This window comes from Ensifer sp. SSB1 (assembly GCF_016652895.1).
Taxonomy (GTDB): Bacteria; Pseudomonadota; Alphaproteobacteria; order Rhizobiales; family Rhizobiaceae; genus Ensifer.
In genome coordinates this window covers 1-26,049 of the sequence record NZ_JAEPRP010000037.1, presented here as the reverse complement: position 1 = coordinate 26,049, position 26,049 = coordinate 1, and the positions used below count along the sequence as shown (strand labels likewise).

The window sequence follows — 26,049 nt, the reverse complement described above, 5'->3', positions numbered from 1 at the left end:
CTCGAATGTCTTAGCGCCTCATGCGCCGTGGGCGGCCAGCGCCCGTGCGGTCCGCTCGTCGGTGATAAGGCCGCTCAAGTGACCGCTTGCGAGAACCGCGCGAATGGCGGGCACCTTGATCTTGCCGCCGGCCACAGCGACCGTGCGGCGGTTCTTCAGGTCCTCGCGGCCGAGCGTGAACGTACGGTCCGAAAGCGCGGTCTCGACCGGCTTGCCGTCGGCGTCGAAGAAGTGGCCGAGCAATTCCCCCATCGCCCCGCCCTTCTGGATCTCCTCGATCTCGCTCATCTCGATCATGCCGGTCGAAACCAGCGACGCCTCGCGCTCGACCGTACCGATGCCGACCATCAGGAGATCGGCGGTCTTGGCGAGATCGAAGACCTCGCGCACGCCGCGCTGGCTGAAGAGCACGTCGCGATCCTCGACCGTGTTGGCGAAGAACGGCACCGGCATGACATATGCCTCGGCGCCGGTCCGCTCGGCCAGCCGGTGGATCACGTCATGCGGGTTGGCCGAAAACTTGCGGGTGAGCCCGCCAAGCAGCGAGACGAAACGGGTGTTGCCGTTTGCGATCCGCGGCAGATACTCGACGCAGGCTGCAAGCGTGCGGCCATGGCCGACGCCGACCAGCGCGGTCTCGCCGCGCTCGATCTCGCGCTTCAGGAACTGTGCCCCGGAAATGCCGAGCGCCTTCAGCGGCAGATCGTCGGAATCGAAGTCCGGCACCACCTCGCAATAGTCGAGGCCGTAACGCGCCGAAAGCGCCTGCTCCAGTTCGACGCATTCGGAGACTTCGCCGTCGATATAGACCTTCACCAGGCCTTCCTGGTTGGCCTTCATGATCAGCCGGTGGGCCTTCAGCGAGGTGAGACCCAGACGCTTGGCGACCTCCGCCTGGGTCAGGCCGCCGGCATAGTGCAGCCAGGCGGCCCGCGTCGCCATGCTGGTCTCGTCGTCCCGAATACCTGCCCCACCGATGACCGTCATTGTCTCCACCCGCGTTTTGTTGCGCTGCATGATATTTTTTGCACCGCGTGATATTTTTATCCGCTTATGAAAGAAATTTCATGACGTGAAAAAAATGTCAATAGCACCTGACAAATGAGCGGTCATGTTTGTGAAGAGGTGGTTGAGCGGTCGCGACGGCTGCACGCGAAGGCGGCGGTCGCGGGACGCAACGAATACCCTGAGTTTTTTGGGAAGCGGGGAAGGCGACGCTCGGCAGGTAATCAACCGACCACCGGCGGCACACGGGGGACCGGATTATTGACCGAGGTTTCTCAGATACAGCGACAGCAATTGCGTCTGCGAGGAGATCCCGAGCTTGCGGTAGACGTTGCGGCGGTGAACCTTCACCGTGCCGGTGGAGATGCCGAGCCGGAGGCCGATCGATTCCGACGAATGGCCCTGCAGCACCAGTTCGATGATCGAGGATTCCCGCTCCGTCAGATTGAGATGCTGCCAGACGCCATCGGCCGGCGGATGCGTCGCCTTGCGACGGCTGCGGCCGGTTTTCGCCAGCGCTGCATCGAACCGGCGACCGAGATCGGCCCAATGATGGCGCACCAGCCCGGCGACCAGCGGCTCCACCTTTTTCAGAAGCGCGAACTCCGGAGCACTGAAAGTCCCCGTCGCCTCGCGCCGCATCAGGGAGAGAACAACGGTGATCTGCTCGTCGAGCGGTACGAAGAAGCCGACCTCCTCGGCCAGTCCCGTCTGCACGTAATAGGTGCGATAGTATTCCGAGGAGAAGAACCGGTCCGGCGCGAGTTCGCGCATCCGCCAGACGCCCGGCTTGCCCTGTGACGCCGCGTGATAGAACGGATCGAGCAGATAGGGCCCCGCCTGATAGAGGCTGACGAAGAGCACGTGATCCTTGGCATTGAAGGTGCTGTAGAGATCGATCGGCCGTTCCTTGCCGCGATAGGCAAAGACGACCACGTAATCGAAGGTCATCAGCTTTGACATCAACCGCCGATAGGTGGAGCCGACGGTCTCGTCCTCCATCGCCGCGCCCGCCACCAGCGGCGCCATGACCTGAAAAAGTCCTTCGAGATCGACGCTCAAACCGCCCTCCCGGCCGGTGTTTCCTGCTCCGGGGTATACTCCTCACACAGAGCAATCCGCGTTGAAATACCTCTCTCGGGGTATATACCGGCAGGGCACGTGGTGACTAGGCTGCGTGTCAATGACGGTGGAGCGCCAGGGCGGGAGATTCCTGGCGACATCCGATAACAACCGCAGGGAACAGACGTGACATCCGCTTCGACGAACGACATCGAGTTCCGTTCGGTCGCCAAACGTTATGGCGCCGTGACGGCCGTTTCCGACATCAATCTCGAGGTGCCGCGCGGCGCCTTCATGGCGCTGCTTGGGCCCTCCGGCTGCGGCAAGACCACCTGCCTGCGCATGATCGGCGGCTTCGAGCAGCCGAGCGAAGGTACGGTCTTCATCAGCGGCGAGCCGATGAACGGAGTTGCCGCCTATCGCCGCCCGGTCAACATGGTGTTCCAGCACTATGCGCTGTTCCCCCATCTCGACGTCGAGCAGAACGTCTCCTACGGGCTGAAGCAGATGCGGCCGCGCATCGCAGCCGCGGAGATTTCGCGCCGCGCCCAGGAGGCGCTGGAGATGGTGCGGCTCGGCGGCTTCGGCAAACGCCGTATCCACGAAATGTCCGGCGGCCAGCAGCAGCGCGTGGCGCTCGCCCGCGCCATCGTCAACAAGCCGAAGGTGCTGCTGCTCGACGAGCCCCTCGCCGCCCTCGACAAGAAGCTGCGCACCGCCATGCAGATCGAACTGCAGACGCTGCAGCGCGAACTCGGCATTACCTTCGTGCTCGTCACCCACGACCAGGAGGAAGCGTTGTCGATGAGCGATTTCGTCTGCGTCATGAATGCCGGCCGCATCGTCCAGGTCGGCCCGCCGCAGGAAATCTACGACCGGCCCGCAAGCCTCTTCGTCGCCGATTTCGTCGGCAAGACCAACCGCATTTCGGCGACCGTCGACGGCAACGCCTCGATCGAGCTTGCCAACGGCACCCGCTTTGCCGCCCCCGCAATCAACGGCACAAGGGGTGCTGCCATGGTGGCGCTCCGGCCCGAGGCGATCCGCCTGACGCGCAACGGTGCCGTCAGCACGTCGGCGTTGGCGGGCACGGTCACGCACCGGATCTTCTTGGGGTCGGCGGTCGAATACTCGGTCGCGGTCGATGGTCTCGGCGATTTCCTGGTGACGGCCGACCGTCGCACGCTCGGCGACAGCGAGCTCGTCGAACCCGGCGAATAGGTCGGCCTCGCCTTCGATCCGAACGCGCTTCACGTCTTTCCAGCCTGACATCGCCCGGCCCCTGAAAGCCGGTTCTGCCGCCTACGCATGAACGTCAAACAATAAAGGGAACAGCGTCATGACCAAATGGTACAGAGAAAATGCCCCTATCACCGTCGATCAGCTCGCCGACGAACTGATGCGCCTGAAGCGCGGTTCGGTCACGCGCCGTCATTTCCTCGGCGTCACCGGCCTCGGCCTTGCGACCGCCGTGCTCGCGCGCCAGCCGGGCCTCTTCAATTCCACCGCCTTTGCCGGCGATCTCGGCACGCAGATGTCGATCGCCACCTGGCCGAACTACCACGACCCGGCGACCTTCGAAGCCTTCCAGGCGGCGACCGGCGTTGCCGTCGAGGTCAACGTCTTCGGCTCCAACGAGGAGATGCTGGCCAAGCTCCAGGCCGGCGGCACCGGCTGGGACCTCTTCGTTCCCACCAATTACACGATCTCGACCTATGTGAAGCTTGGCCTCATCGACGAACTCGATCTCTCGAAGGTTCCGAACTACGACGCCTCCACCGAGACGGCTCGCTTCACCAAGGAAGGGACCGTCGACGGCAAGACCTATGCCGTGCCGAAGAACTGGGGCACGACCGGCATTGCGGTCAATTCGAGCAAGATCAAGAAGCCGGTGACCAGCTGGAAGGAATTCTTCGAGATCGCCATGACCGACGGCGACGGCCGCGCCATGGTGCACGACTACCAGCTCACCACCATCGGCAACGCGCTGGTGTCTCTCGGCTACTCCTTCAACTCGATCAAGCCGGATGAACTCGCCAAGGCCGAGGAACTCTTGATCAAGGTGAAGCCGCATCTCTACGCCATCAACAGCGACTACCAGCCGTCGATGCGCGCGACCGATGCCTGGATGACCATGTGCTGGACCAATGACGGCGCCCAACTCAACCGCGACATGCCGGAAATCCTGTTCACGCTCGGCAAGGATGGCGGCGAGATCTGGTCGGATTTCTACGCGATCCCGAAGAGTGCGGCCAACAAGGCGGCCGGCTATGCGCTGCTCAATTACCTGATGGCACCGGAAAACGCCATGAAGGAGCACATCGCAAACGGTGCACCGACTACCGACAGCCGCGTCCTGAAGCTGCTGCCGGCCGACGTGACCGGCAACAAGATCGTCTATCCGGACGAGGCATCGCTGACCCCGCTCGAATTCGGCGCTGCCGTAACTCTCACCGACCCCGGCCGCGCCGAACTGATGGCACGTTTCAAGTCGGCCTGATCGGACCGGTTCGAACACTATTAGTCCCCTCGTCCGCCTGCCGGCGTCTTCTCCCCGTTCTGACGGGGAGAAGGGACAAGCCGAGAGCTCCCTGCCCTCGCTTATGTCGGAAGAGAGGGAGCGAGCGGGCGCCACAGGTCCCCTTCGCCCCGCAAGCAGGGAGAAGGTGGCCGGCAGGCCGGATGAGGGGCAGTCCCTCGCCGTGCAGCTCGGCCGAAACACTTCTGGAACTTAACGGACCAAACCCAAATGACCGCGGCAACGAACACGAAGAGAAACCTGGTGACGGCGGCGCTGGTGGCGCCGGCCGCCGCCTGGCTGATGATCTTCCTCGTGCTGCCCTTTATCGCCATGCTGGTCTTCGCCTTCGGCGAGCGCGCACCGGAAGGCGGCTACCAGGCAGCCTTCACCTTTGCGCAATTCGCCAATCTGCCGACGCGGGCAGCGGCCTTCTGGAATACTCTGATCCTCGCGCCGATCGGCGCGCTCGCCTGCCTGCTGATCGCCTATCCGGTCGCCTATTACCTCGCGGTCAAGGCGAACCCGCGCTACCGGCTGATCCTCGTGTCGCTCGTCGTCGTGCCCTTCTGGACAAGCCTGCTCGTGCGCACCTATGCCTGGATGTACATCCTCGGCTCGCGCGGCATTCCGAACCTCTTGTCGATGATCGGCATCGAGGATGTCAGGATGCTGAACACGCCGGGCGCAGTCCTGCTCGGCATCGTCTACGGCTATCTGCCGTTGATGATCATGCCGATCTATGTGAGCCTTGAAAAACTCGACCGCCGCCTGCTCGAGGCCTCCGCCGACCTCGGCGGGAGGCCGGTCTCGACCTTCTTCGGCGTCACCCTGCCGCTCTCGCTGCCGGGCGTGATGACCGGTGTGGCGCTGGTGACGATCCTGCTGCTCGGCGAATACCTGATCCCGCAGCTCTTGGGCGGCGGCAAGGTCTTCTTCATCGGCAATGCGCTGGTCGATCTCTTTCTGCAATCGCGAAACTGGCCCTTCGGCTCGGCGATCGCCGTCACGCTGGTTGCCGTCGTCGTGGTGATCCTGATGGTGGCGATGCGCATCGCCTTCCGCGTTGCCGGCACAAGACAGGTGGATCTCGTCTGATGCGCGCCTTCATCTCCTCCGTCTATCTCTTCCTCTATGCGCCGATCGCGCTCGTCGTGCTGTTCTCCTTCAATGCGGGGCGCAATGCCAGCGAGTTCACCGGGTTTTCGACCGCCTGGTACGGCAAGGCGCTAGGCAACACCTTCCTGGTCTCGGCCCTCCAGAACAGCCTGATGATCGCCTTTACCAGCGCCACGCTTGCCGCGATCTTCGGCACCATGGCAGCCCTTGGCATGGAGCGGCTGGCGCCGCGCAACCGGGCGATCTTCGATGCGCTCTTTGCCGCGGCCATCGTCGTTCCCGGCGTCGTCATCGGCATCGCGACGCTGGTTGCCCTCGTCGCCGTCTTCTCCTTCGTCAATCCGGCGCTGGCAACGATCTGGCCCGGCGACCAGCCGCCGCAGCTCGGCCTTGGCTACGGCTCGATCATCGCCGCCCACGGCCTGTTTTCCATGGCGCTGGTGACGATGATCGTGAAGGCCCGCATCGCCAGCCTTGGCCGCGATATCGTCGAGGCATCTGGTGATCTCTACGCGACGCCGCTCACCACCTTCCGGCTGATCGTGCTGCCGCAGATACTGCCCTCGATTCTTGCCGGCTTCCTGCTCGCCTTCACCTTCTCCTTCGACGATTTCATCATCGCCTTCTTCGTCGCCGGCTCGAAGACCACGCTGCCGATCTACGTCTTCGCCTCGATCCGCCGCGGCGTGACGCCGGAGATCAACGCGATCGCGACGCTGGTGCTCGTCGCCTCGCTGCTTCTGATCCTGACCGCCCGCGTCCTGATGCGGGAAAAGAAAACGAAATCCGGGGAGTGAAACCATGATCCTGAAAAACCGGGTCGCGATCGTGACCGGAGCGGGCTCCGGGATCGGTCAGGCGGGTGCAGCCATCATGGCGCGCGAAGGCGCCCATGTCGTGGTCGTCGACCGCAGCCTTGCAGCAGCGGCAACAGCCGTGGAAGACATCGCCGCCAAGGGCGGCAGCGCCGAAGCGCTCGCGATCGACGTCACCGACGACGCGGCCCTATCCGACGGTATCGCCGATATCGTCTATCGCCACGGCCGCATCGACATCCTGCACAACCATGCGGGCGCCCAGGTTGCGGGCGATCTGGAAGAGGTCGAGGTCGCCGGCTTCGACCGCTCCTGGAACCTCAACGTGCGCGCCCATTTCATGGCCGCCCGCCTGGTCATGCCGTCGATGCGCGCCGCCGGCCGCGGCGTCATCCTCAACACCTCCTCTTCCTCAGGTGTGCTCTACGATCGCGAGATGATCGCCTATACGACGACCAAACATGCCGTTATCGCCATGACCAGGCAGATGGCCGGCGACTACGCCCGTCACGGCATCCGCGTCAACGCGCTCTGCCCCGGCTGGGTCGACACGCCCTTCAACGAGCCCTTCATCGCCCAGATGGGCGGCCGCGGCGCAATCGAATCCTATATCCGTGAAAAGGTGCCACTCGGGCGCTGGGCCAGCGTCGATGAGATCGCCGAATCGATCCTCTTCCTCGTCTCCGACCGCTCCTCCTACATGACCGGCCAGATCCTCGTGGTGGATGGCGGCGAGACGGTGGTGTGATGGCCCGCGCCTAGAGATCACAGAGATGAGGGCGGCAAATGGTGAGCCGCCACTACCCGGGAACAATACCCCGGCAGGCCCAGGCGACCGCCGCGAAGGACCGGGGACCGTCCGGCTGGCCGGCTTCGTAGGCGGCGCGAATGGCCGCGTCGACCTTCGCCCGCTGGTCCGCGTCGAGCCCGGCAATGTATTTGCCGAGCGGCCCCTCGCCCGCGGCGATCGGCTCCCAGAAATCGGCGAACGACAGATAGTCCATCCGGATCAGGAGCGAAATCTGCTGGACGTCCGTGAGGCCATTCGCGACGAAGCTCTGCATCATCTCCCCCGGCCGCATCATCGGCTGGAAACAATAGCGGCTGCGCACCTGATCGGCATTTCCATCGAGCATCGCCGCCGTATCGAGCACCATTCTCATCCCCGGCATGCCGCCGAGATGATCCCAGACTGCCGCGGCGACGACTCCGCCCGGCCGCACGACACGGCGCATTTCGGCAACGGCCTTGCCGGCCTCCGGCACGAAATGCAGCACCAGCAGCGCCAGCGCCCGATCGAAGGAACCATCAGCAAATGGAAGCGCGCAGGCATCGGCCTGCTGGACCTTGATCCTCGGGTCGGTATTGCCCCGCATCGTCGCCTCGACAAACACAGGCGAAAAGTCGATCGCGGTGATCTCACTGACATTGGCCGCGTGCGGCAACGCAAAGGTCAGGCTTCCGGTACCGCAGCCGACCTCCAGCACCCGTTCGCCGTCGGCAAGCCCCGCAAAGTCGATGAAAGGCGGCGCCAGCTGGCGGCTCCACCGGCCCATCAGTTGCTCGTAACCATCAGCACTCTGCACATTGAAGCTCGATGTCATGATCGCCTCCGGGCAGCAAAGGCGGCATTCTAGCGCTTGGCCCGCCGTGCACCAAGGCATTCGCGTCGATAGTAGGCCCGGAGCGCGCCTCTTCTCCCTCATTTCGGTGCTCACAGAAATCCAGCGGCGCCGCGTCGGCAGCGCCAGAGGCTCTACTTTTCACCGCTATTCACGGCACGTGACGCACCGTGGCTGGATCTTTGTGACAAGCCCGGAGATGAGGGTGGCCTATGCGGAGGCCTCCCACCCTCACGCCAAGCCTCACACCTTCACATGACCGATGCCCTTGGCGGCGATCTCCTCGAAGCTCTCGTCATAGCCGGCATCGGCATAGCGGATGACGCCGAGGGAAGTGTCGTTGGTAAGCGCATGGTCGAGCCGCTCGTCGGCCTCAACAGTGCCGTCGGCAACAACCGTCACGCCGCAGCTCGTCATGTAGCCGGCATAGCCGCCGCCGCCCGAATGCACGACCACGAGATCGGCCATCGACGAGCAGAGCAGCATGGCGTCGAGCAAGGGCCAGTCGGCGATCGCGTCCGAGCCGTCCTTCATCCGCTCGGTCATGATGTTGGGATGCGCCATCGCGCCGGCATCGAGATGGTCGCGAGAGAAGGCGATCGGGCCTTTGAGTTCGCCGGACGCCACCAGCTCGTTGACGCGCCGCGCCAGCGCCGTGCGCTCACCGTGGCCGAGCCAGGCGATGCGGGCGGGCAGGCCTTCGAACGGGATATGATCACGCGCGAGCCTGATCCAGTTGGTGATGATCTTGTTGTCGGGGAACATGTCGAGCAGCAGATCGTCGATCCGGGCAATATCGCTCTCCTCGCCCGAAAGCGCGATCCAGCGGAACGGGCCGATGGCGCGGGCAAAGAGCGGGCGCAGATAGGCTTCAGTGAAGATCGGAATATCAAAGGCATTGGCAACGCCGCCCTCGCGCGCCTGGGTGCGGATGAGGTTGCCGTTGTCGAAGACTTCCGCGCCCTTTTTCTGGAAATCCAGCATCGCCTTGACGTGCTCGACGATCGAGGCGCGGCTTGCCGCCATCAACTGCCCCTGGCCGTCGTCGCGCAGCGATTTCACCTGGTCGAGGCTCATGCCCTTCGGCACGTAGCCATAGACGAGATCATGCGCCGAGGTCTGGTCGGTGACGACGTCAGGCACGATGCCGCGCCGGGCGATCTCCGGATAGATCTCCGCCGCATTGCCGACGAGGCCGACGGAGAGCGACCGCTTGTCCTTTACCGCCGCATCGATCATCGCCAGCGCCGCATCGAGATCGGGCGCGATCTCTTGGAGATAGCCGATCTCGCGGCGCTTCTTCGCCCGCTCCGCGTCGATATCGACACAGAGGATCGCCGCCCCCGCCATACGGCCGGCAAGCGGCTGCGCGCCGCCCATGCCCCCGAGGCCGGCGGTCAGCACGAAACGGCCGGAGAGATCGCCGCCGAAGCGTCGCTCGGCAATGCGCATGAAGATTTCGTAGGTGCCCTGGATCACGCCCTGGCTGCCGATATATTGCCAGGCACCGGCCGTCAGCCCGCCCCAGCAGATCAGCCCCTTGCGCTGCAATTCGTAGAATACCTCGGCCTTCGCCCATTGGCCGACGATGTTGCAATTAGCCATGATGACCAGCGGCGCCTTGGCGTGAGTCTTGAGCAGGCCCACAGGCTTGCCCGACTGGATGATGAGCGTCTGGTCCTCGTCCATCTCGGTGAGCGCCCTGACGACGGCGCGGTGCGCCGGCCAGTTGCGCGCCGCCTTGCCGAGCGCGGCATAGACGACGAGGTTGTCCGGATCCTCGCCGACCGAGAGCACGTTTTCGAGCAGCCGCAGCAGCGCTTCCTGCCGCCAGCCCTTGGCGCGCAGCTCCGGTCCGCCGGGGATTGGGAAACCGGGATGACGGGGATTGGCCTTGGGCATCGTCTCGTTCCTTGTTGTTGTCTCGGCGGGACAGTCCCCAACCTTCACTTCGGCGGCAACGTCTCGACAAACGCGATCGCGCCATCCAGCAACCGCCGGCGCAGTGCATCATCGCCATAAGCATCAGGTCCTGCGCGCACCCAGCCATGCATCGCCCGTCCGTTCATCACCATCAGTTCGATATCCGGCAACGCCAACGCCCAGCCGTCATTGCCCTTGCCGAGTCGGACGAGCAGCGAGCCCTCGCGCGCGCCGAGCAGCAGGTTGCCGTGCAGCAGATAGGCCCAGCCGCCAAACATGGCCTTCTCGGAAAGCCCGGATCGGTCGCCGAGCGCTTCCCGGATCAGCTCTTCCAGTCCCGCATCGCGCGCCATGATCCTGCTCCCGTTACCCTCCGGAAAGGGCGTAGCGGGCAAGCTCTATGCCCATCGCCTTTTCGACCGATGGATAGACCGTCGGGTCGAGCACGCTGGAGGACAGCGGGATCACCGTCTTCGGCACATGCAGCACGAAAATCTTCATGCCCACCTGAAGCTGGCCGACGCTCAAAGGTTCGCCCCCAAGCGACAGCGTGGTGATGACGTCGGGGAAGGTCGCAAGCCGCGTGCCTTCCGCAGAGTCAACCGCCATGTACTCGTTCATCACGTGCAATACCGTGGAGTCAGCGCCCCTCCCCAGCGTCCCCTTTTCCAGTGTCACGGTGCCGATGTCGAAGGCTTCCTTGGTATAGACGACGGATTTGTCGGTGATTGTGCCCTCGGCGAGGATCGCGCCGTTGGTCGTCTTGACGATCGCATCGATCACCGCGCTGCCGCCCTTCGCTTCCGCCGCGATGATCGCGTCGCCGAGCGCCAGCGCCAGCGAGATGCCGCCGAGCGCCGCATTGGCTTTCACATAGGATGCCCTGACCGGATTGCGGCACGAGGCGATGAAGCCGCCGGACATGTCGGAGGCCGTACGCAGGATCGGCGAGACCTTGGCGGTAGCGCCGCGGACCACCAGCTCGATATAGCGGTTCTCGTCGCGGTTGCCGCCGACTGCCGTCTGGATCATCGGCTCGGGCGAACCGGCAAGGCCGATCGAGCCCATGTCGCCGGTCGGATGGGCGCGGATATCACCGACGGCGTCCACCACCTTGGTGCCGAGGATCGCCGAGGGCAGCCAGCCATTCAGCGTCGAGGACTTGCCGTTCTGGCCGATGATCAGGCCCGAGAGCTTTTCTCCGAGCGCCTCCTGCAGGAGTTGCACGGCTTTGACGTAGTCGACGCCGCGCATCTCCCAGGGCGTTGTTGAGGCCGGCGCGCCGATCGCGGCTGCCGTCGCCACCCAGTCCTGTGCGTCGAGTTCGTCGATCGAGACGAGCTCGGGCTTGCCGATCGAGACCGCAGCATATCCGAGCATGCGCCCATGGTCGGCCCAGCCACCGCCGCCGGCCGCATAGACGGAACCGCCCTTGACCGCCGCCTCGACGTCCTTTTCCTTCAGTATCCGGCCCATCTCACACCTTCTCCTGCAATTTTTTGTCGAGCCTCTTCACCGCATCGAAGAGAACGGCGGCGCCGAGCGCGATATCGTCGTTTTCGGCCCACTCCTCCGGCGCATGCGAGCGTCCGCCGAGGCAGGGAATGAAGATCATCGCCGAACGGGTGATGCGCCCCATCCAGGCGGTGTCGTGGCCGGCGCCAGAGGCCATGCGCCGATGCTTGGCGCCGATCGCGTCGCAGCTCTCTTCGAGCGTCGAAAGCAGCAGCGCATCACCCGGCGTCGGGTGATTGTCGGAAATCACATTGGCGGGCGGGATGGTCACGCCCGATGCCTCGGCGACACCCTGGCAAAGGGAGCCGAGCGTCGCGAGGAACCGCTCCATCTGCGGGCGCAGCTCGGCACGCGCATCGATCAGCAGCCGGACGCGAGACGGCACCACATTGGCCGCGTTCGGCTCGATCGAGAACTCGCCGACCGTGGCCGTGAAATGCCCGTCGCCGTGAGAAAACTCCGTCGCCAGCCGTTCGATCTCCAACACCAGATGCGAGGCAGCGACCAGCGCATCGCGCCGATGCCCCATCGGCGTCGTGCCGGCGTGATCCGCCTGTCCCTCGACGACGATCTCGATGCGGGTGATACCGGAAATGGCGGTCACGACCCCGACATCCAGCCGCCCGGTTTCGAGCACCGGTCCCTGCTCGATGTGCAGCTCCAGGAACGCCTTGATATCCGAGCGCTTCGAGCCCGAGAGCCTGGAGGGATCACCGCCGACCTCGACGAGGCCTTGCCTGAGGCTCAGATCCCCTTGCGTGCGGCTGAGCCAGCCGTCCGGCAGCACACCCGCCATGCCGCGGCTGCCGACGCAGGAGACGCCGAAGATCGACACTTCCTCGGCCAGGAAATCGACGATCTCCAGATCGTGGTCGAGCTCGATGCCCTTTTCGGCAAGCGCGCGCGCCACTTCGAGCGCCGCCGCCACCCCGGCGATGCCGTCGAAGCGACCGCCGTCCGGCACCGTGTCGGAATGAGAGCCAAGCAGGATGGTGCCGAGCGCCGACTTCCGCCCCTTGCGCCGGCCAATCAGGTTGCCTGCGGCGTCGATCCGGGTTTCAAGCCCCGCGGCGCGAAAACGCCGCTCGAGAAAGGCCCGACCTTCGAGGAAAAGCGGCGTGAAGGCGCGGCGCGTATACGGCCGGTCCGGCTCGGTGATACCAGCCAGGCCGTTGACGATGCCGGCAATGCGGCTTGCATTGACGGGCAGATTGGCCGGAACCTTGTGGGCGGTCTTGCTCATCTCGCCTCCTGCAGGGTCAAGGTCAGCAGCGGCCGGACGAACTGCCCGACGCCGGGCTCGGAGAGAACCTGTCGGCCATCGAAGGCGAGCTTGCCACGCAGATAGGTCGCAGCGACCCGCCAGGGCAGCTTGATGCCATTATAGGGCGACCAGCCGACGACGTTGTGACCGCTCTCGGCCGCATCATAGACATAGGGCTCCGGCGTCATGACGATGATGTCGGCATCCTTGCCGGCCTCCAGCGCGCCCTTTTTATGGTCGAGGCGGAAATGCCGTGCCGGGTTCAACGTCATCAGCTCCGCTGCCCGCGTCAGCGGGATGCCGCGTTCCAGCGCGCCCTTGACGAAGAGCGGCACCATGACTTCGAGCCCTGGCACGCCCGACGCATTGGCGAGCATGTCCGGATTGGTCTTGCGGTCTTCCGACCAGCTGACGTGATCGGTCGAAACCATCGTCACCGTACCGTCGGCGACGTGCCGCCAGAGCTTTTCTACCTCGGCGCGCGGCCGGATCGGCGGGTTGATCTTAGCCTTGCCGCCGAGACGGCGGACGTCGTTTTCCTCGTCGAGCGTCAGGTAGTGAATGCAGCACTCGATCGTCGCTTTGTAGCCCTGGGCGCGATAGGCAGCGGCGATCTCGTAGCCGCGGCCGAGCGAGCAATGCACCACATGCGCCGGGCAGCCGGTGGCAGCGCCCGTTTCATAGATCTGGTTGGTGGCAAGCAGTTCCGTCAGCGGCGGGCGCGACAGCCCATGGGCCCGGTAGTCGGTAATGCCTGCGGCCTTGACCTTCTCGATCGCCGCACGCACCGCCTCGTCATCCTCGTTGTGTACGCCGGCCGACAGCCCGGTTGGCGCGATCGCGCGGAAACAGTCTTCGAGCAATGCTGCCGGAATGCGGGGAAAACGTTTCGGATCAGTGCCAAAGGTCGAAAACTTGAAGGCAGCAACACCGCCCTCCACCATTTCGAGAATACGCGCCGGTCCCTCCTCCGGATCGATAGTGCCATAGAGCGCGAAATCGACGCGCGCCTGCGGTCCCGCATGGTCGATCTTGCGGCGCAATGCCTCGGCCGAACAAACGAGATTGCCCTCGTCATAGGGCATATCGACGATGGTGGTGACGCCGCCGGCCGCTGCCGAGCGGGTCGACCAGATGAAATCTTCCTGGTTCCTCTGCGACAGCGAATGCACCTGCGCATCGACGGCGCCTGGCAGGATCAGCGCGTTGCCGAGATCATGCCGCTCGCTCGCGGCGGGTGCAGCACCCTGCCCGACATGCACCACCTTGCCGTCGCGCACCGCCACATGACCGCCCTCGACGATCCTCTCGGGGAGAACAACCGTGCCTTTCAGAACGAGATCGAAGTCGGACATGCTGCTCTCCCAATCGGATTATTTGTCGAGCGCGAAGAAGTCGTCGAACTCCGGCATGGGCGCGGAAGCGACGAAGGAGCGCAGGAGATCGTGGCAGGTGAAGGCATCCTGCAGCGCCTCGATCTCCTTCGAAAGCGGCCGATCCTTCAGATAGATCGCGCTGACGGAGCGGGTCTGGTCATAGGCCCGCTTGACGATCCCTTGCGGTTGGTCGCCGACGAGGTCGATCGCCTGCGCCGACAGCATCGCCTCGATCGCTGCCAGCTGGCGCAGATCGCGCACCTGCGTTTCCATGCGCTCGACGATCAGCGGCAGGAAGGTCGCCTCCTCTTCGAGACCGCCGGCCACCACGATCGACTGCGCCGAAAGCGGCACGGCGAGCGACTGCACGCGCATATAGAGTTCGACCGCAAGCTTCATCAGCGGCCCGAGCCCGGTTGCGACCTCCCCTGGCGCCACCAGATTGACCGAGAGATTGCGGCGGCCGCCATTCGCGAGAAGGATGCAGCGGTTCAGCACGTTGCGCGCCGCATGCGAAAAGGCGATCTGCGCCGCCTCGATGTAGAGCGTCGTGGTCAGCGGCAACGAAGCGCCGGAGGAATGCACCTGCCCGCCGATGACGACCGGGTTGTCGTCGGAGAGATAGGTCTGCTCCACCAGCCGGCCGGCCGCAACCAGCAGCGTATCGACCACCGCGCCGAAGACCTGGGCGGTCATGCGCAGGCTCAAGGGATCGTGGATCGCCGTCGGCACCGGCCAGTCGGAGATGCCGGACTGGCCATAGAGCCAGGAACCGACCACCGCCTCGCCGCGGGTCGAGAGCGTCGCGGCCACCCGCCAGGGATCGGCAGACGCCCCGAGCGCTTGCGACGACATGACCCCGGTGACGAGCAGCACGCGGATTGCAGACGCCGCTTCGCGCAGCACATTGGCAGCAGCGGCAAAAGCGATGGCGTTGACGCTGAGAGCTGCCAGCGCGTCGCGCGGCTGCATCACGAAGGGCTCCAGCCCGGCTTCGGCCAGGGCCGTCTCGGCCGAGACGAGCCGTCCCTGGTAGTAGGCCTCGCCGACGCCCGTCAGCACCGAGGCGATCTGGCCCATCAGGCCGATATCGGCACAGCCCATGGAGCCGTGGCGGCGCACCGCCGGAATGATGTCGTGTTCCGTCAACGCCAGAAACGCCCGGATCAGCTCCGGGCTGCAGCCCGTGTGGCCGCGCATGGCCGTGTTGACGCGGATGGCGATCGCCATGCGCACGATCGCCGGCGCGAAGAACTCGCCGGTACCGAAGTGGTGGGCCCTCACCAGCGAATTGTTGAATTCCGCCAGATCACCGGCGGTCCAGAGCCGGTCCTTCATCGAGCCAACGCCGGTGTTGGAGCCGTAGACCGGCAGCCCCATCGCGATGCGGTCGGCGATCACCTTGTGGGCGGCCGCTACGCGCTCCATGCCGCTATCATCCGCCACCGGTCGGCCCCTTCCCGCGCCGATCTCCTGGAGCGTCGCGAAATCGAGCGGTTTCCCGCAGAGAACGATGGTTTTGACCTGTTGCAGCATGCCGATACGAACCTTTCCGCGTGGCGCGCCTCGTCATCGAGACTGCAGCGGATGCCTGGATTTTCACGCAACCGCCGCTCGTAAACGCCCGGATGCCTGCTGCATGCTATGCGCTTATCGCCCGCACGTGCTATATCCCAAATCTGGAACGGGCGATGCCGAATATCGAACATACCTTGGGCGCACGCGGCCTGTCGTGATCGATTCTAAAATTGTCGTGATCGATTCTAAAATTAATGCGGAATGCGGGTGAAAACCACGCACACTGTTCCCACCCCGCTCCGAAAGGACCGTTGAATGGATTTGGCAACGATCGTGATTGTCGATGCGGTGCTCCGCGAGGGCGGCATCCGCGCCGCTGCCGCCGTTTGCGGGCGGGCACCGTCAAGCGTCAGCGCCGCGGTCAAGCGCTTCGAGCAGGCCGTCTCAATGCCGCTCTTCCGGCGGGAGGAAACCGTTGTCGTGCTGACATTGGAAGCCCGTGCCCGCACATCCGATATCCACGAGGCAACTGCGACGATCGCCGCGATCCTGGAGGCGGCAGGAAAGGAGCCCGCCGCCCCTGTTCCGCCGATCGGCCTCGTCGCGCTCGACCGTTTCGTTCGGACCGCCCGCTCCGGCAGCATCCGCGCCACCGCAAAGGCGCTCGCATTGGGCCAACCGCAGCTGACGCGGCAGATCGCGGATCTCGAGCGCCATTTGAGCATCAGACTGTTCGAGCGCTCGCATGGCGGCATCCTCTGCACGGCAACCGCGGAGCGGATTATCCCGCTTGCCGAAACGCTGCTCGACATCTGGGCACGGCTGACCCACGCCTCTGCCGACCGCTTTCGCCGCGACGTCGCCACCTGGCGGCTCGGCGCCGTCATGCCGCTGGGTCCGGAAAGCGAGATCGCCCGCATGCTCGCGAGCCTGACGGCCAACTGGCACCGCACGCGCCCGCGCCAACCGCTGTTCATCTCCAGCACCACCGCCGACGACCTGCTGGCCGGGCTCCGCAGCCGTCGCTTCGATGCCGCCTTGCTCGACGTCGCCGAGATCCCCTCGGATTGCGATGGCCGGCTGGTCTCGCAAACGCCGCTGGTGCTGGCCGGCCCGGCCGCAGCCCTTTCGGAACTCGGCGCCGACCTGCCGCGGCTGCTCGCCACCTGCCCGATCGCCGTGCCGAGCGTCAGGAGCGGCCTGCGCCGCGAAGCCGCCCGTTTCCTCGATGATACGCTCAGTGAAGCCGAACGGCGGCGCATCACCCTCGTCGAGGTCGATTCCATCCCCGTGATCATCAACCTCGTTCGCCAGCACGGCTATCTCTCGGTGTTGCCCCAATCCTCGCTCGCCCGCGTGCACCTCCCGCCGGCGATGATCCGTCTCGGCCCGGCCTATCGGCAGTCGCTGACGCTCGTCTGGCCACGCGGAACGCAGGCCGGCGAGATCGGTGAACTGATGGTTTCGATGATGAAGATGAGCGCCGAGACCAGGCCGGCTTCGGAATCAGTTCCAGACCATCTGCCGACAAGTGCCTGAAACGACTCTGACTTTCCCGCTTGAATCAGCACTTGAAGTGCCGCTCAGCTCTTCAGCTTCAGCCGCCGCCGGGTCTCGCTCGGGCTTTCGCGGTAATGCGCGCGATAGCTGCGCGAGAAGGACGACGACGAGTTGAAGCCCGAGATCGCGGCGATGTCGGCGAATTCCATGCGCGTCTCGATCACCTTGCGCCGCGCCGCATTGAGACGAAGCGCAAGGTAATGCTCGTGCGGGGCCACGCCCATCGTGTCGCGAAAGAGATCCTGCAGATGCCGGGTGCTGACGCCGATGCGGCGGGCGAGCCTGGCGAGCGTCAGCGGCGCCTCCACCGTCTCCTCCATCAGCTTGACCGCAGCACCCACGCGCGGATCGAGGATGCGCATGTTGCCGATCGCCGGCATCTGCAGGAGATCGCCGCGGGTGCGCTCCTGCTCGTAGATGAAGAGGCGGGAGACTTCGAGCGCCAGCGAATAGCCGTGTGCCCGACGGATCAGCTCCAGCATCAGGTCGAGCGTCGGCAGCGAGCCGCCAGTCGTGATGCGCTTGCCGTCGATGACGAAGCGCTCGCGCACCATCGTCACCTGCGGATAGCTGGTGGTGAAATCCTCGAAGTCCTCCCAGTGCGTGGTCGCCTTGAAATTGTCGAGCAGGCTGGTCTCGGCAAGCAGCCAGGAACCGGATTCGATGCCGGCCATCAGGTCGCGGTGCCGGGCGGTCTGCGACAGCAGCATCTTCAACTGCGAGGTGGCGCTGCGCTGCCAGTTGTAGCTTGAGAGGATGAAGAGCGGCGATGTCTCGCGCTGTGGCCGGAAGATGCCGGAAACCGGGATCGGAATGCCGCTCTTCGTCTCGATCGGCGCGCCGTCGGGGCTGTAGATCGTCCAGTCGTAAAGCGGCCGCCCGGCGATACGGTTGGCCGCACGCATCGGCTCGATGACCGAGGCAACGAGGATCAGATTGGTCTCCGGCAGCACCAGGATATCGACATGCTGCACCTGCGAAACGTTCTGATCCATGCCCAAACTTCTCCGCCATATCGCCGATAATGTATAGGATGAAGCCGATAATGAAAAGCAGAACGGTCTCTCTTGGCTCGTAATGGGGTCAATAAAAGGGAGACAGCAATGCCGCTCAGCATGAACCGCGAGGTATTCATCACCTGTGCCGTTACCGGCTCAGGCGACACCGTTTCAAAGTCCAGCCACGTTCCGATCACGCCGAAACAGATCGCCGAAGCGGCGGTCGAGGCGGCCAAGGCCGGCGCTGCCGTGATCCACTGCCACGTCCGCGATCCGGAGACCGGCGCGCCCTCCCGCAGGCTTGATCTCTACCGGGAAGTGACCGACCGCATTCGTTCCGCCGATATCGACATCGTCCTGAACCTGACCGCCGGCATGGGCGGCGACCTGGTGTTCGGCAATGTCGAAAAGCCCCTGCCCGTCAACGAGAAGGGCACCGACATGGCCGGCGCCACCGAGCGCGTCGCTCATGTGGCCGAATGTCTGCCGGAGATCTGCACGCTCGACTGCGGCACCATGAACTTCTCGCTCGGCGACTATGTCATGACCAACACGCCCTCGATGCTGCGCGAAATGGCCCGCCAGATGACGGCCCTTGGCGTGCGCCCGGAGATCGAGGCTTTCGATACCGGCCATCTCTGGTTTGCCAAGCAGCTCGTCGAGGAAGGCCTGATCGAGGATCCGGTCCTGATCCAGCTCTGCATGGGCATTCCGTGGGGTGCGCCTGATGACCTCAACACCTTCATGGCGATGGTCAACAACGTGCCTGCCAACTGGACCTTCTCGGCCTTCTCCATCGGCCGCAATGCGCTCGCCTATCCGGCAGCAGCCATCCTTGCCGGCGGCAACGTGCGCGTCGGCCTCGAAGACAACCTCTATATCGGCAAGGGCCAGCTCGCCACCAACGGCCAGCTCGTCGAAAAGGCCGTCGGCGTCATCGAGGGCATGGGCGCCAAGATCATCGGGCCGAAGGAGGTCCGCGAGAAACTGAAGCTGACGAAGCGCTGAGCAGGGACAGAACAATCATGAGCTTTATCACCAAAGCAGCTTGTGTCGGCGGCGGCGTCATCGGTGGCGCCTGGGTGGCGCGTTTCGCGCTTGCCGGCATCGACGTGAAGATCTTCGATCCGCATCCGGAAGCCGAGCGCATCATCGGCGAAGTCATGGCCAATGCCGAGCGCGCCTATGCGATGCTGACGATGGCGCCGCTGCCGCCGAAGGGCAAACTGACCTTCTGCAAGAGCATTGAGGAAGCCGTACAGGACGCTGATTGGATTCAGGAAAGCGTGCCGGAACGGCTGGAGCTGAAGCGCGGCGTCATCACCAAGATCGATGCGGCGGCGCGCCCCGATGCGCTGATCGGCTCCTCCACCTCGGGCCTGCTGCCCTCCGATCTCCAGGCCGAGATGCACCACCCGGAACGCATGTTCGTGGCGCATCCCTATAACCCGGTCTACCTGCTGCCGCTCGTCGAGCTCGTCGGCGGCAAGAAGACGACCAAGGCGACGATCGAGCGCGCCATGCAGGGCGTCGAGCAGATCGGCATGAAGGGCGTTGTCATCGCCAAGGAGATCGAGGCCTTCGTCGGCGACCGTCTGCTTGAAGCGCTCTGGCGCGAGGCTCTGTGGCTGATCCAGGACGACATCTGCGATACCGAGACGCTCGACAACGTCATGCGTTACTCCTTCGGCATGCGCTGGGCGCAGATGGGCCTGTTCGAGACCTATCGCATCGCCGGCGGCGAGGCCGGCATGCGCCACTTCCTCGCCCAGTTCGGCCCCTGCCTGAAATGGCCGTGGACCAAGTTCACCGATGTCGTCGACCTCGACGATGCGCTGGTCGAAAAGATCGGCGCCCAGTCGGACGCGCAGGCCGCCGGCCGCTCGATCCGCGAGCTCGAACGCATCCGCGACGAAAACCTCGTCGGCATCATGCATGCGCTGAAATCCGGCAACGGCGGCGAAGGCTGGGGGGCCGGCAAGCTGCTCGCCGACTTCGAGGCCAAGCTCTGGGCAAATGCCAAGAAGCCGGAAGCCGATCTCGGCGACGTCAAGCCGCTGCACATCCTCGACACCAAGGTCAGTGCTGCCTGGGTCGATTACAACGGCCACATGACCGAGCACCGCTATCTGCAGGTCTTCGGCGACACCTCCGACGGCGTGCTGCGCCTGATCGGCGTCGACCTCGAATATGTCCGCGACGGTCACAGCTACTACACGGTCGAGACCCACATCCGGAACCTTGGCGAAGCCAAGCTCGGCGAGGCGCTCTATTCGACCTGCCAGATCCTGTCATCGGACGAAAAGCGCCTGCACATCTTCTCGACGATCTACAACGCCGCGACCAACGAGGCCGTGGCCACTGCCGAGCAGATGATGCTGCATGTCGACAGCAAGGCCGGCAAGGCGGTCACGGCACCCGAGGCGGTGCTGAGCAAGCTCCGCGCGATCACCGAAGCCCATGCAAAGCTGCCGACGCCAGAAGGCGCTGGCCGCTTCGTCGGCCAGAAGCGCGCCTGACCGCAACAATAGCAGGCCAGCGACAACAGGCAGCTTCGCCCTTCGGCGGAGCCGCAAACCGCAGCTGAAGGACGCTTGAGGAGGCGGCCATCGTTTGCGGCACCGCCGTCAGCGGCGCGAAAACGAGGGGAACAACACAATGAATTTCGCACTGACCGAAGAACAGCAGATGATCGTCGATACGGTCAGGAGCTTCGTCGAAACGGAAATCTATCCGCACGAGGACGAGGTCGAGCGCACCGGCGTGGTGCCGCGCGAACTCGGCCAGGAAATCGCCCGCAAATGCAAGGAAATCGGCTTCTTCGGCTGCAACTTCCCGGAGGAAGTCGGCGGCGCCGGCCTCGACCACACTTCATTCACGCTGGTCGAGCGCGAGCTCGGCCGTGGCTCCATGGGCCTGACGGTATTCTTCGGCCGCCCCTCGGGCATCCTGATGGCCTGCAACGCCGAGCAGCGCGAGAAATACCTGCTGCCGGCCGTCAAGGGTGACAAGTTCGATGCGCTGGCGATGACCGAGCCGGATGCCGGCTCCGACGTGCGCGGCATGAAGTGTTTTGCCCGCAAGGATGGCGACGACTGGATCGTCAATGGCACCAAGCATTTCATCAGCCATGCCGACATTGCCGATTTCGTCATCGTCTTCATCGCGACCGGCGAAGAGGATACGCCGCGCGGCCCGAAGAAAAAAATCACCTGTTTCCTCGTCGACCGCGGCACGCCCGGCTTCGAGATCCGCAAGGGCTATAGCTCCGTCTCGCACCGCGGCTACAACAACTGCATCCTGACGTTCGACGATTGCCGCCTGCCCTCTGCCCAGATCCTCGGCGAAGTGCACAAGGGTTTTGACGTCGCCAATGACTGGCTGTTTGCCACCCGCCTGACGGTGGCAGCAACCTCGGTCGGTCGCGCCCGCCGCGCCTTCGACTACGCGCTGAATTATGCTGCCGAGCGCAAGCAGTTCGGCAAGCCGATCGGCGCCAACCAGGGCGTCTCCTTCAAGCTCGCCGACATGATCACCGAGATCGACGCCGCCGACCTCCTGACGCTGGCGGCCGCCTGGCGGCTCGACAACGGCCTGCCGTCGAACCGCGAGATTGCCTCGGCCAAGGTCTACGCCACAGAAATGCTTGCCCGTGTCACCGACGAGGCGATCCAGATCTTCGGCGGCATGGGCCTGATGGACGACCTGCCGCTCGCCCGCTTCTGGCGCGACGCCCGCGTCGAGCGCATCTGGGACGGCACGTCCGAAATCCAGCGCCACATCATCAGCCGCGATCTCTTGCGGCCGCTGGGGGCGTGACGGGATGGCCACTCCCCGCTCCCTCGACCGCCTCATCCGCCCGCGCACCATCGCCGTCTTCGGCGGCAAGGAGGCCCGGCGCGTCATCGAACAATGCGACAAGATGGGTTTTACCGGCGAGATCTGGCCGGCGCACCCGCGCGAGGAACAGATCCTCGGACGCAAGTGCTATCGCTCGGTGGCCGAGCTTCCGGGTGCACCGGATGCTTCCTTCGTCGGCGTCAACCGGCAGCTGACCATAGACATCATCCGCGATCTCGCCGCCCGCGGCGCCGGCGGCGCCGTCTGCTACGCCTCGGGCTTCCGCGAGGCGGCAAGCGAGCTTGACGACGGCAACGACATGCAGGAGGCGCTGGTCGCTGCTGCCGGCGACATGCCGATCGTCGGGCCCAACTGCTATGGCTTCATCAACATGCTCGATGGCGCGCTGCTCTGGCCAGACCAGCACGGCATGCAACGCGTCGAAAAGGGCGTCGCGATCCTGACGCAGTCCTCCAACATTGCCTGCAACATCTCGATGCAGACGCGCGGCCTGCCGCTCGCCTATGTCATGACCGCCGGCAATCAGGCGCAGACGGGCTTGTCCGACATCGCCTGCGCCGTGCTCGAAGATCCGCGCGTCACCGCCGTGGGCCTGCATATCGAAGGCTTCGACAGTATGGCAGCGCTGGAGCGGCTGGCGACCCGTGCCCGCGAACTCGGCAAACCGGTCGTGACGCTGAAGGTCGGCAAGTCGGAGGCCGCGCAGCTGGCGACGGTGTCGCACACCGCCTCGCTTGCCGGCAACGACCGCGTCTCCTCTGCTCTTCTGGCTCGCCTCGGCATCGGCCGCGTTGATACACTGCCGGCGCTGCTCGAAACCCTGAAGCTCCTGCATGTCTCAGGCCCCCTCGCGAGCCGCGACATATCCTCGATGAGCTGCTCCGGCGGCGAGGCCTCGCTGATGGCGGATGCCGGCGAACGCTACCGAGTAAACTACCGCCCCTTGCGCGACGAGCAGAAGAAGCCGCTTAAGGACGCACTCGGCGAGATGGTGACGATCGCCAACCCACTCGACTACCACACCTTCGTCTGGGGCAACCGCGAGAAGCAGACGACCGCTTTCACCGCCATGATGAAAGGCGGCTATGCCATCAATCTGCTCGTGCTCGACTTCCCCCGTCTCGACCGCTGCGACCCGGCCGACTGGGAAACGACCTGCCACGCGGTGATCGACGCGGCGAGAGCGGCCGGCGCCCGCGCCGGCATCGTCGCCAGCCTCGGCGAGAACATGCCGGAAGCGACCGCCCTCTTTCTGATGAAGGCCGGCATCGTGCCCTTCTTCGGCATCGAGGAGGCGCTGGCGGCGATCGAGACCGCTGCTGACATCGGCGCTGCCTGGGCAAAGCCCGCCCCGCCTCGCCTGCTCGACGGCATTGGGGCCGATGATGGTGAAGCCGTCACCCTCAGCGAACATGAGGCGAAGGTGGAGCTTGCTGCCGCCGGCCTCACCGTGCCGAAGGGCAAGACCGCGGAAAGCGCTGAAGAGGCGGCCAACGCCGCCGAGGCACTCGGTTTCCCCGTCGTGCTCAAGGGCCTCGGCGTCGCCCACAAGACCGAGGCGGGTGCTGTGGAGCTCAATCTCGCGAGCCGCGATGAGGTCTTTATCGCGGCAAAGGCCATGGCCGGGGTCGCCTCCGGCTACCTCGTCGAAAAGATGGTGGGCAAGCCCGTCGCCGAGCTGATCATCGGCGCCATGCGTGACCCCGTCGCTGGTCCTGTCCTGACCATCGGTGCCGGCGGTGTCCTTGTGGAACTGCTCGATGATTCCGCCATCCTGACGCTGCCGACGACACCCGAAGCGATCCGCGAGGCGATCGGCGGGCTGAAGATCCGCAAGCTGCTCGACGGCTATCGCGGCGCGCCTGCCGCTGATTTTGCTGCTTTGACCGAGGCTGTCGCCGCAGCGGCATCCTATGTCGTTGCAAACGCTTCGAAACTCGAAGAACTGGATATCAATCCTTTGATGGTGTTGCCGAACGGCCAGGGTGCCGTAGCCGCCGACGCCCTGATCCGCCGGAGGAAATGACAGAGATGACCGGACCGATCCGCACGCGCCGCGAGGGCGGCATCCTCGAAGTCACCATTGACCGGCCGAAGGCCAATGCCATCGACCTGGCAACCAGCCGGGTGATGGGCGAAATCTTCCGCGATTTCCGCGACGACGACACCTTACGCGTCGCCATCATCACGGGCGCCGGCGAAAAATTCTTCTGTCCGGGGTGGGACCTGAAGGCCGCCGCCGGCGGTGACGCGGTCGACGGCGACTATGGCGTCGGCGGTTTCGGCGGCATGCAGGAGCTGCGCGATCTCAACAAGCCGATCATCGCGGCGATCAACGGCATCTGCTGCGGCGGCGGTCTGGAAATCGCCCTTTCGACCGACCTGATCCTTGCCGCCGAACACGCGACCTTTGCGCTGCCCGAGATCCGCTCCGGCACCGTTGCCGACGCGGCCTCGATCAAGCTGCCTAAGCGCATCCCCTATCACATCGCCATGGATATGCTCCTGACCGGCCGCTGGCTCGATGCCGCCGAGGCCAACCGCTGGGGTTTCGTCAACGAGATCCTGCCGGCGGGTAAGCTGATGGATCGCGCCTGGGAGCTCGCCCGCCTGCTCGAAAGTGGTCCGCCGCTCGTCTATGCCGCGATCAAGGAAGTGGTGCGCGCCGCCGAGGGTGACACCTTCCAGGGCACCATGAACAAGATCACCAAACGGCAGTTCAAGACCGTCGATATTCTCTATTCGAGCGAAGACCAGCTGGAAGGCGTGCGCGCCTTCGCCGAGAAGCGCGACCCCGTCTGGAAGGGTCGCTAGAGCATCCCGCTTTCGCGTGAAATCACCGAAAGCGCATCCCCGCCAAGCCTTGGCGGCGCAAGCAACCGAGCCGGGCGACCGGCATTGAGACGTGACGAGACGCGCGGGAAAAACCGCGCGCCATCAAACACGTATCCATAAGCCAAGTTTATGGAAATAAATTGTAATTTAGGGCGTTACAAGAAGAGTTCCAGCGATTACGCTTATCGATCTGAACAAAGGACGCCCCCGGCTGGGGAAGGAGAAGACGACAGAAAGAGAAGAAAAAAGCGGCCGTCAGGCCGATCCGAAGCCATCTGATACAATGGCTGTACGCAGCAATCTCTACCAACCACAACGAACGGCGAATGCCGACAACAGAAGGGAACAGGGGAATGAGCGATTACAAGGATTACCTCACACGACAGGTCATGCTCGGCAAGATGAACCGCCGCGAGTTCTTAGGCCGCGCGGCCGCTGCCGGCATTCTCGCCTCGACGGCAGGCACGCTGTTTGCCACCAGTGCTCAGGCGCAGGAGCCCAAGCGCGGCGGCCATCTGAAGCTCGGCCTCGAAGGCGCGGCTGCAACCGACTCGAAGGACCCGGCCAAGGCGCTTTCGCAATTCATGTTCGTCGTCGGCCGCAACTGGGGCGACATGCTCGTCGAAAGCCATCCGACGACGGGCGCGCCGGTGCCGGCCCTTGCCGAATCCTGGGAGCCGTCAGCCGACGCCTCGACCTGGACTTTCACCATCCGCAAGGGCGTGAAATTCCATGACGGCAAGGAGCTGACGCTCGACGACGTCATCAAGACGCTGCAGCGCCACACCGACGAAAAGTCGGAGTCCGGCGCGCTCGGTGTGATGAAGTCGATCAAGGAAATCAAGGCCGATGGCGACAAGCTGGTGCTCGTGCTGACGGAAGGTAATGCCGACCTGCCGCTGCTTCTGACCGACTATCACCTGATCATCCAGCCGGGCGGCGGCATCGACAAGCCGGACGCGATGATCGGCACCGGTCCCTTCAAGGTAACGAGCTTCGAAGCCGGCGTTCGCGCCACCTTCGAGAAGAACGCCGACGACTGGCGCACCGACCGCGGC

At 64.6% G+C, this 26,049-nt stretch carries 22 protein-coding genes; 12 read left to right on the top strand and 10 right to left on the bottom strand.

Features of this window, described 5'->3' with window-relative positions:
• Positions 1 to 18: 18 nt before the first annotated feature.
• Both I8N66_RS11850 and I8N66_RS11845 read right to left on the bottom strand, forming a co-directional pair.
• A complete protein-coding gene (locus tag I8N66_RS11850; RefSeq protein ID WP_223727813.1) occupies positions 19 to 987 on the bottom strand; it encodes a sugar-binding transcriptional regulator in 969 nt (322 codons plus the stop codon).
• Positions 988 to 1,263: 276 nt separating this feature from the next.
• Positions 1,264 to 2,067, bottom strand: a complete 804-nt coding sequence (locus I8N66_RS11845) for a LuxR C-terminal-related transcriptional regulator (protein WP_113540371.1) — start codon at positions 2,065 to 2,067, stop codon at positions 1,264 to 1,266.
• Positions 2,068 to 2,253: 186 nt separating this feature from the next.
• Here I8N66_RS11845 and I8N66_RS11840 point away from each other — a divergent pair, with 186 nt between their 5' ends.
• The 5 genes from I8N66_RS11840 to I8N66_RS11820 all read left to right on the top strand — a co-directional run bounded on the left by I8N66_RS11840 (position 2,254) and on the right by I8N66_RS11820 (position 7,267).
• A complete protein-coding gene (locus tag I8N66_RS11840) occupies positions 2,254 to 3,288 on the top strand; it encodes an ABC transporter ATP-binding protein (RefSeq protein WP_291153893.1) in 1,035 nt (344 codons plus the stop codon).
• Positions 3,289 to 3,406: 118 nt separating this feature from the next.
• The gene (locus tag I8N66_RS11835; protein WP_291153891.1) at positions 3,407 to 4,567 is read left to right on the top strand and encodes a spermidine/putrescine ABC transporter substrate-binding protein; all 1,161 of its coding nucleotides are present in this window, start codon (positions 3,407 to 3,409) and stop codon (positions 4,565 to 4,567) included.
• A 249-nt stretch (positions 4,568 to 4,816) separates the two neighbouring features.
• Positions 4,817 to 5,683 (top strand): ABC transporter permease, encoded by an 867-nt coding sequence (locus I8N66_RS11830; protein WP_113540374.1) that lies wholly within the window; start codon positions 4,817 to 4,819, stop codon positions 5,681 to 5,683.
• Entirely contained in the window at positions 5,683 to 6,501 is an 819-nt protein-coding gene (locus I8N66_RS11825; protein WP_113540375.1) for an ABC transporter permease, read from the top strand. Before I8N66_RS11830 ends, I8N66_RS11825 begins: the two co-directional genes overlap by 1 nt.
• A gap of 4 nt (positions 6,502 to 6,505) precedes the next feature.
• Positions 6,506 to 7,267, top strand: a complete 762-nt coding sequence (locus I8N66_RS11820) for an SDR family oxidoreductase (RefSeq protein WP_291153887.1) — start codon at positions 6,506 to 6,508, stop codon at positions 7,265 to 7,267.
• A gap of 52 nt (positions 7,268 to 7,319) precedes the next feature.
• Here I8N66_RS11820 and I8N66_RS11815 read toward each other — a convergent pair whose 3' ends face one another.
• The 7 genes from I8N66_RS11815 to I8N66_RS11785 form a co-directional block, all read right to left on the bottom strand.
• Positions 7,320 to 8,123 (bottom strand): methyltransferase domain-containing protein, encoded by an 804-nt coding sequence (locus I8N66_RS11815; protein ID WP_291153885.1) that lies wholly within the window; start codon positions 8,121 to 8,123, stop codon positions 7,320 to 7,322.
• A 261-nt stretch (positions 8,124 to 8,384) separates the two neighbouring features.
• The gene (locus I8N66_RS11810) at positions 8,385 to 10,043 is read right to left on the bottom strand and encodes a urocanate hydratase (protein ID WP_291153883.1); all 1,659 of its coding nucleotides are present in this window, start codon (positions 10,041 to 10,043) and stop codon (positions 8,385 to 8,387) included.
• A 44-nt stretch (positions 10,044 to 10,087) separates the two neighbouring features.
• Positions 10,088 to 10,417: a TfoX/Sxy family protein gene (locus I8N66_RS11805; RefSeq protein ID WP_113540379.1), complete on the bottom strand. Its 330-nt coding sequence runs from the start codon at positions 10,415 to 10,417 to the stop codon at positions 10,088 to 10,090.
• 13 nt (positions 10,418 to 10,430) lie between these two features.
• Complete coding sequence (locus I8N66_RS11800) at positions 10,431 to 11,540, bottom strand: DUF917 domain-containing protein (protein ID WP_291153881.1); 1,110 nt, start codon at positions 11,538 to 11,540, stop codon at positions 10,431 to 10,433.
• A 1-nt stretch (position 11,541) separates the two neighbouring features.
• Positions 11,542 to 12,822, bottom strand: a complete 1,281-nt coding sequence (locus I8N66_RS11795; RefSeq protein WP_291153879.1) for a Zn-dependent hydrolase — start codon at positions 12,820 to 12,822, stop codon at positions 11,542 to 11,544.
• On the bottom strand, positions 12,819 to 14,198 hold the full coding sequence (locus I8N66_RS11790) for an amidohydrolase family protein (protein ID WP_291153877.1): 1,380 nt from the start codon (positions 14,196 to 14,198) through the stop codon (positions 12,819 to 12,821). The genes I8N66_RS11795 and I8N66_RS11790 overlap by 4 nt, the downstream gene beginning before the upstream one ends.
• A gap of 18 nt (positions 14,199 to 14,216) precedes the next feature.
• Positions 14,217 to 15,755 carry an aromatic amino acid lyase gene (locus I8N66_RS11785; RefSeq protein ID WP_291153875.1) on the bottom strand — a complete coding sequence of 513 codons (1,539 nt, stop codon included), beginning with the start codon at positions 15,753 to 15,755 and terminating at the stop codon, positions 14,217 to 14,219.
• Between the two features lie 297 nt (positions 15,756 to 16,052).
• Between I8N66_RS11785 and I8N66_RS11780 the strand changes: the two genes are divergently transcribed.
• Positions 16,053 to 17,276, top strand: a complete 1,224-nt coding sequence (locus tag I8N66_RS11780; protein ID WP_291153873.1) for a LysR family transcriptional regulator — start codon at positions 16,053 to 16,055, stop codon at positions 17,274 to 17,276.
• Positions 17,277 to 17,320: 44 nt separating this feature from the next.
• Here the strand turns inward: I8N66_RS11780 and I8N66_RS11775 are convergent, their stop codons facing one another.
• On the bottom strand, positions 17,321 to 18,292 hold the full coding sequence (locus I8N66_RS11775) for a GlxA family transcriptional regulator (RefSeq protein WP_291153871.1): 972 nt from the start codon (positions 18,290 to 18,292) through the stop codon (positions 17,321 to 17,323).
• 108 nt (positions 18,293 to 18,400) lie between these two features.
• Between I8N66_RS11775 and I8N66_RS11770 the strand changes: the two genes are divergently transcribed.
• The 6 genes from I8N66_RS11770 to I8N66_RS11745 form a co-directional block, all read left to right on the top strand.
• On the top strand, positions 18,401 to 19,303 hold the full coding sequence (locus I8N66_RS11770; protein ID WP_291153869.1) for a 3-keto-5-aminohexanoate cleavage protein: 903 nt from the start codon (positions 18,401 to 18,403) through the stop codon (positions 19,301 to 19,303).
• Between the two features lie 17 nt (positions 19,304 to 19,320).
• Complete coding sequence (locus tag I8N66_RS11765; protein ID WP_291153867.1) at positions 19,321 to 20,814, top strand: carnitine 3-dehydrogenase; 1,494 nt, start codon at positions 19,321 to 19,323, stop codon at positions 20,812 to 20,814.
• Positions 20,815 to 20,953: 139 nt separating this feature from the next.
• Positions 20,954 to 22,114: an acyl-CoA dehydrogenase family protein gene (locus tag I8N66_RS11760; RefSeq protein WP_291153864.1), complete on the top strand. Its 1,161-nt coding sequence runs from the start codon at positions 20,954 to 20,956 to the stop codon at positions 22,112 to 22,114.
• A 4-nt stretch (positions 22,115 to 22,118) separates the two neighbouring features.
• Positions 22,119 to 24,182: an acetate--CoA ligase family protein gene (locus tag I8N66_RS11755; RefSeq protein WP_291153861.1), complete on the top strand. Its 2,064-nt coding sequence runs from the start codon at positions 22,119 to 22,121 to the stop codon at positions 24,180 to 24,182.
• Positions 24,183 to 24,187: 5 nt separating this feature from the next.
• A complete protein-coding gene (locus tag I8N66_RS11750; protein WP_113540391.1) occupies positions 24,188 to 24,970 on the top strand; it encodes a carnitinyl-CoA dehydratase in 783 nt (260 codons plus the stop codon).
• 374 nt (positions 24,971 to 25,344) lie between these two features.
• Positions 25,345 to 26,049: ABC transporter substrate-binding protein (locus I8N66_RS11745; RefSeq protein ID WP_291153857.1), on the top strand; the 705-nt coding region annotated here is incomplete at its 3' end.

Bases quoted from the DNA above. Each gene is read 5' to 3' on its own strand.
- I8N66_RS11790 (WP_291153877.1), bottom strand. From the start codon at position 14,198: ATGTCCGACTTCGATCTCGTTCTGAAAGGCACGGTTGTTCTCCCCGAG.
- I8N66_RS11835 (WP_291153891.1), top strand. From the start codon at position 3,407: ATGACCAAATGGTACAGAGAAAATGCCCCTATCACCGTCGATCAGCTC.
- I8N66_RS11800 (WP_291153881.1), bottom strand. From the start codon at position 11,540: ATGGGCCGGATACTGAAGGAAAAGGACGTCGAGGCGGCGGTCAAGGGC.
- I8N66_RS11850 (WP_223727813.1), bottom strand. From the start codon at position 987: ATGACGGTCATCGGTGGGGCAGGTATTCGGGACGACGAGACCAGCATG.
- I8N66_RS11820 (WP_291153887.1), top strand. From the start codon at position 6,506: ATGATCCTGAAAAACCGGGTCGCGATCGTGACCGGAGCGGGCTCCGGG.
- I8N66_RS11785 (WP_291153875.1), bottom strand. From the start codon at position 15,755: ATGCTGCAACAGGTCAAAACCATCGTTCTCTGCGGGAAACCGCTCGAT.
- I8N66_RS11770 (WP_291153869.1), top strand. From the start codon at position 18,401: ATGCCGCTCAGCATGAACCGCGAGGTATTCATCACCTGTGCCGTTACC.
- I8N66_RS11755 (WP_291153861.1), top strand. From the start codon at position 22,119: ATGGCCACTCCCCGCTCCCTCGACCGCCTCATCCGCCCGCGCACCATC.
- I8N66_RS11825 (WP_113540375.1), top strand. From the start codon at position 5,683: ATGCGCGCCTTCATCTCCTCCGTCTATCTCTTCCTCTATGCGCCGATC.
- I8N66_RS11805 (WP_113540379.1), bottom strand. From the start codon at position 10,417: ATGGCGCGCGATGCGGGACTGGAAGAGCTGATCCGGGAAGCGCTCGGC.
- I8N66_RS11810 (WP_291153883.1), bottom strand. From the start codon at position 10,043: ATGCCCAAGGCCAATCCCCGTCATCCCGGTTTCCCAATCCCCGGCGGA.
- I8N66_RS11815 (WP_291153885.1), bottom strand. From the start codon at position 8,123: ATGACATCGAGCTTCAATGTGCAGAGTGCTGATGGTTACGAGCAACTG.
- I8N66_RS11765 (WP_291153867.1), top strand. From the start codon at position 19,321: ATGAGCTTTATCACCAAAGCAGCTTGTGTCGGCGGCGGCGTCATCGGT.
- I8N66_RS11760 (WP_291153864.1), top strand. From the start codon at position 20,954: ATGAATTTCGCACTGACCGAAGAACAGCAGATGATCGTCGATACGGTC.
- I8N66_RS11830 (WP_113540374.1), top strand. From the start codon at position 4,817: ATGACCGCGGCAACGAACACGAAGAGAAACCTGGTGACGGCGGCGCTG.
- I8N66_RS11750 (WP_113540391.1), top strand. From the start codon at position 24,188: ATGACCGGACCGATCCGCACGCGCCGCGAGGGCGGCATCCTCGAAGTC.
- I8N66_RS11795 (WP_291153879.1), bottom strand. From the start codon at position 12,822: ATGAGCAAGACCGCCCACAAGGTTCCGGCCAATCTGCCCGTCAATGCA.
- I8N66_RS11780 (WP_291153873.1), top strand. From the start codon at position 16,053: ATGGATTTGGCAACGATCGTGATTGTCGATGCGGTGCTCCGCGAGGGC.
- I8N66_RS11775 (WP_291153871.1), bottom strand. From the start codon at position 18,292: ATGGATCAGAACGTTTCGCAGGTGCAGCATGTCGATATCCTGGTGCTG.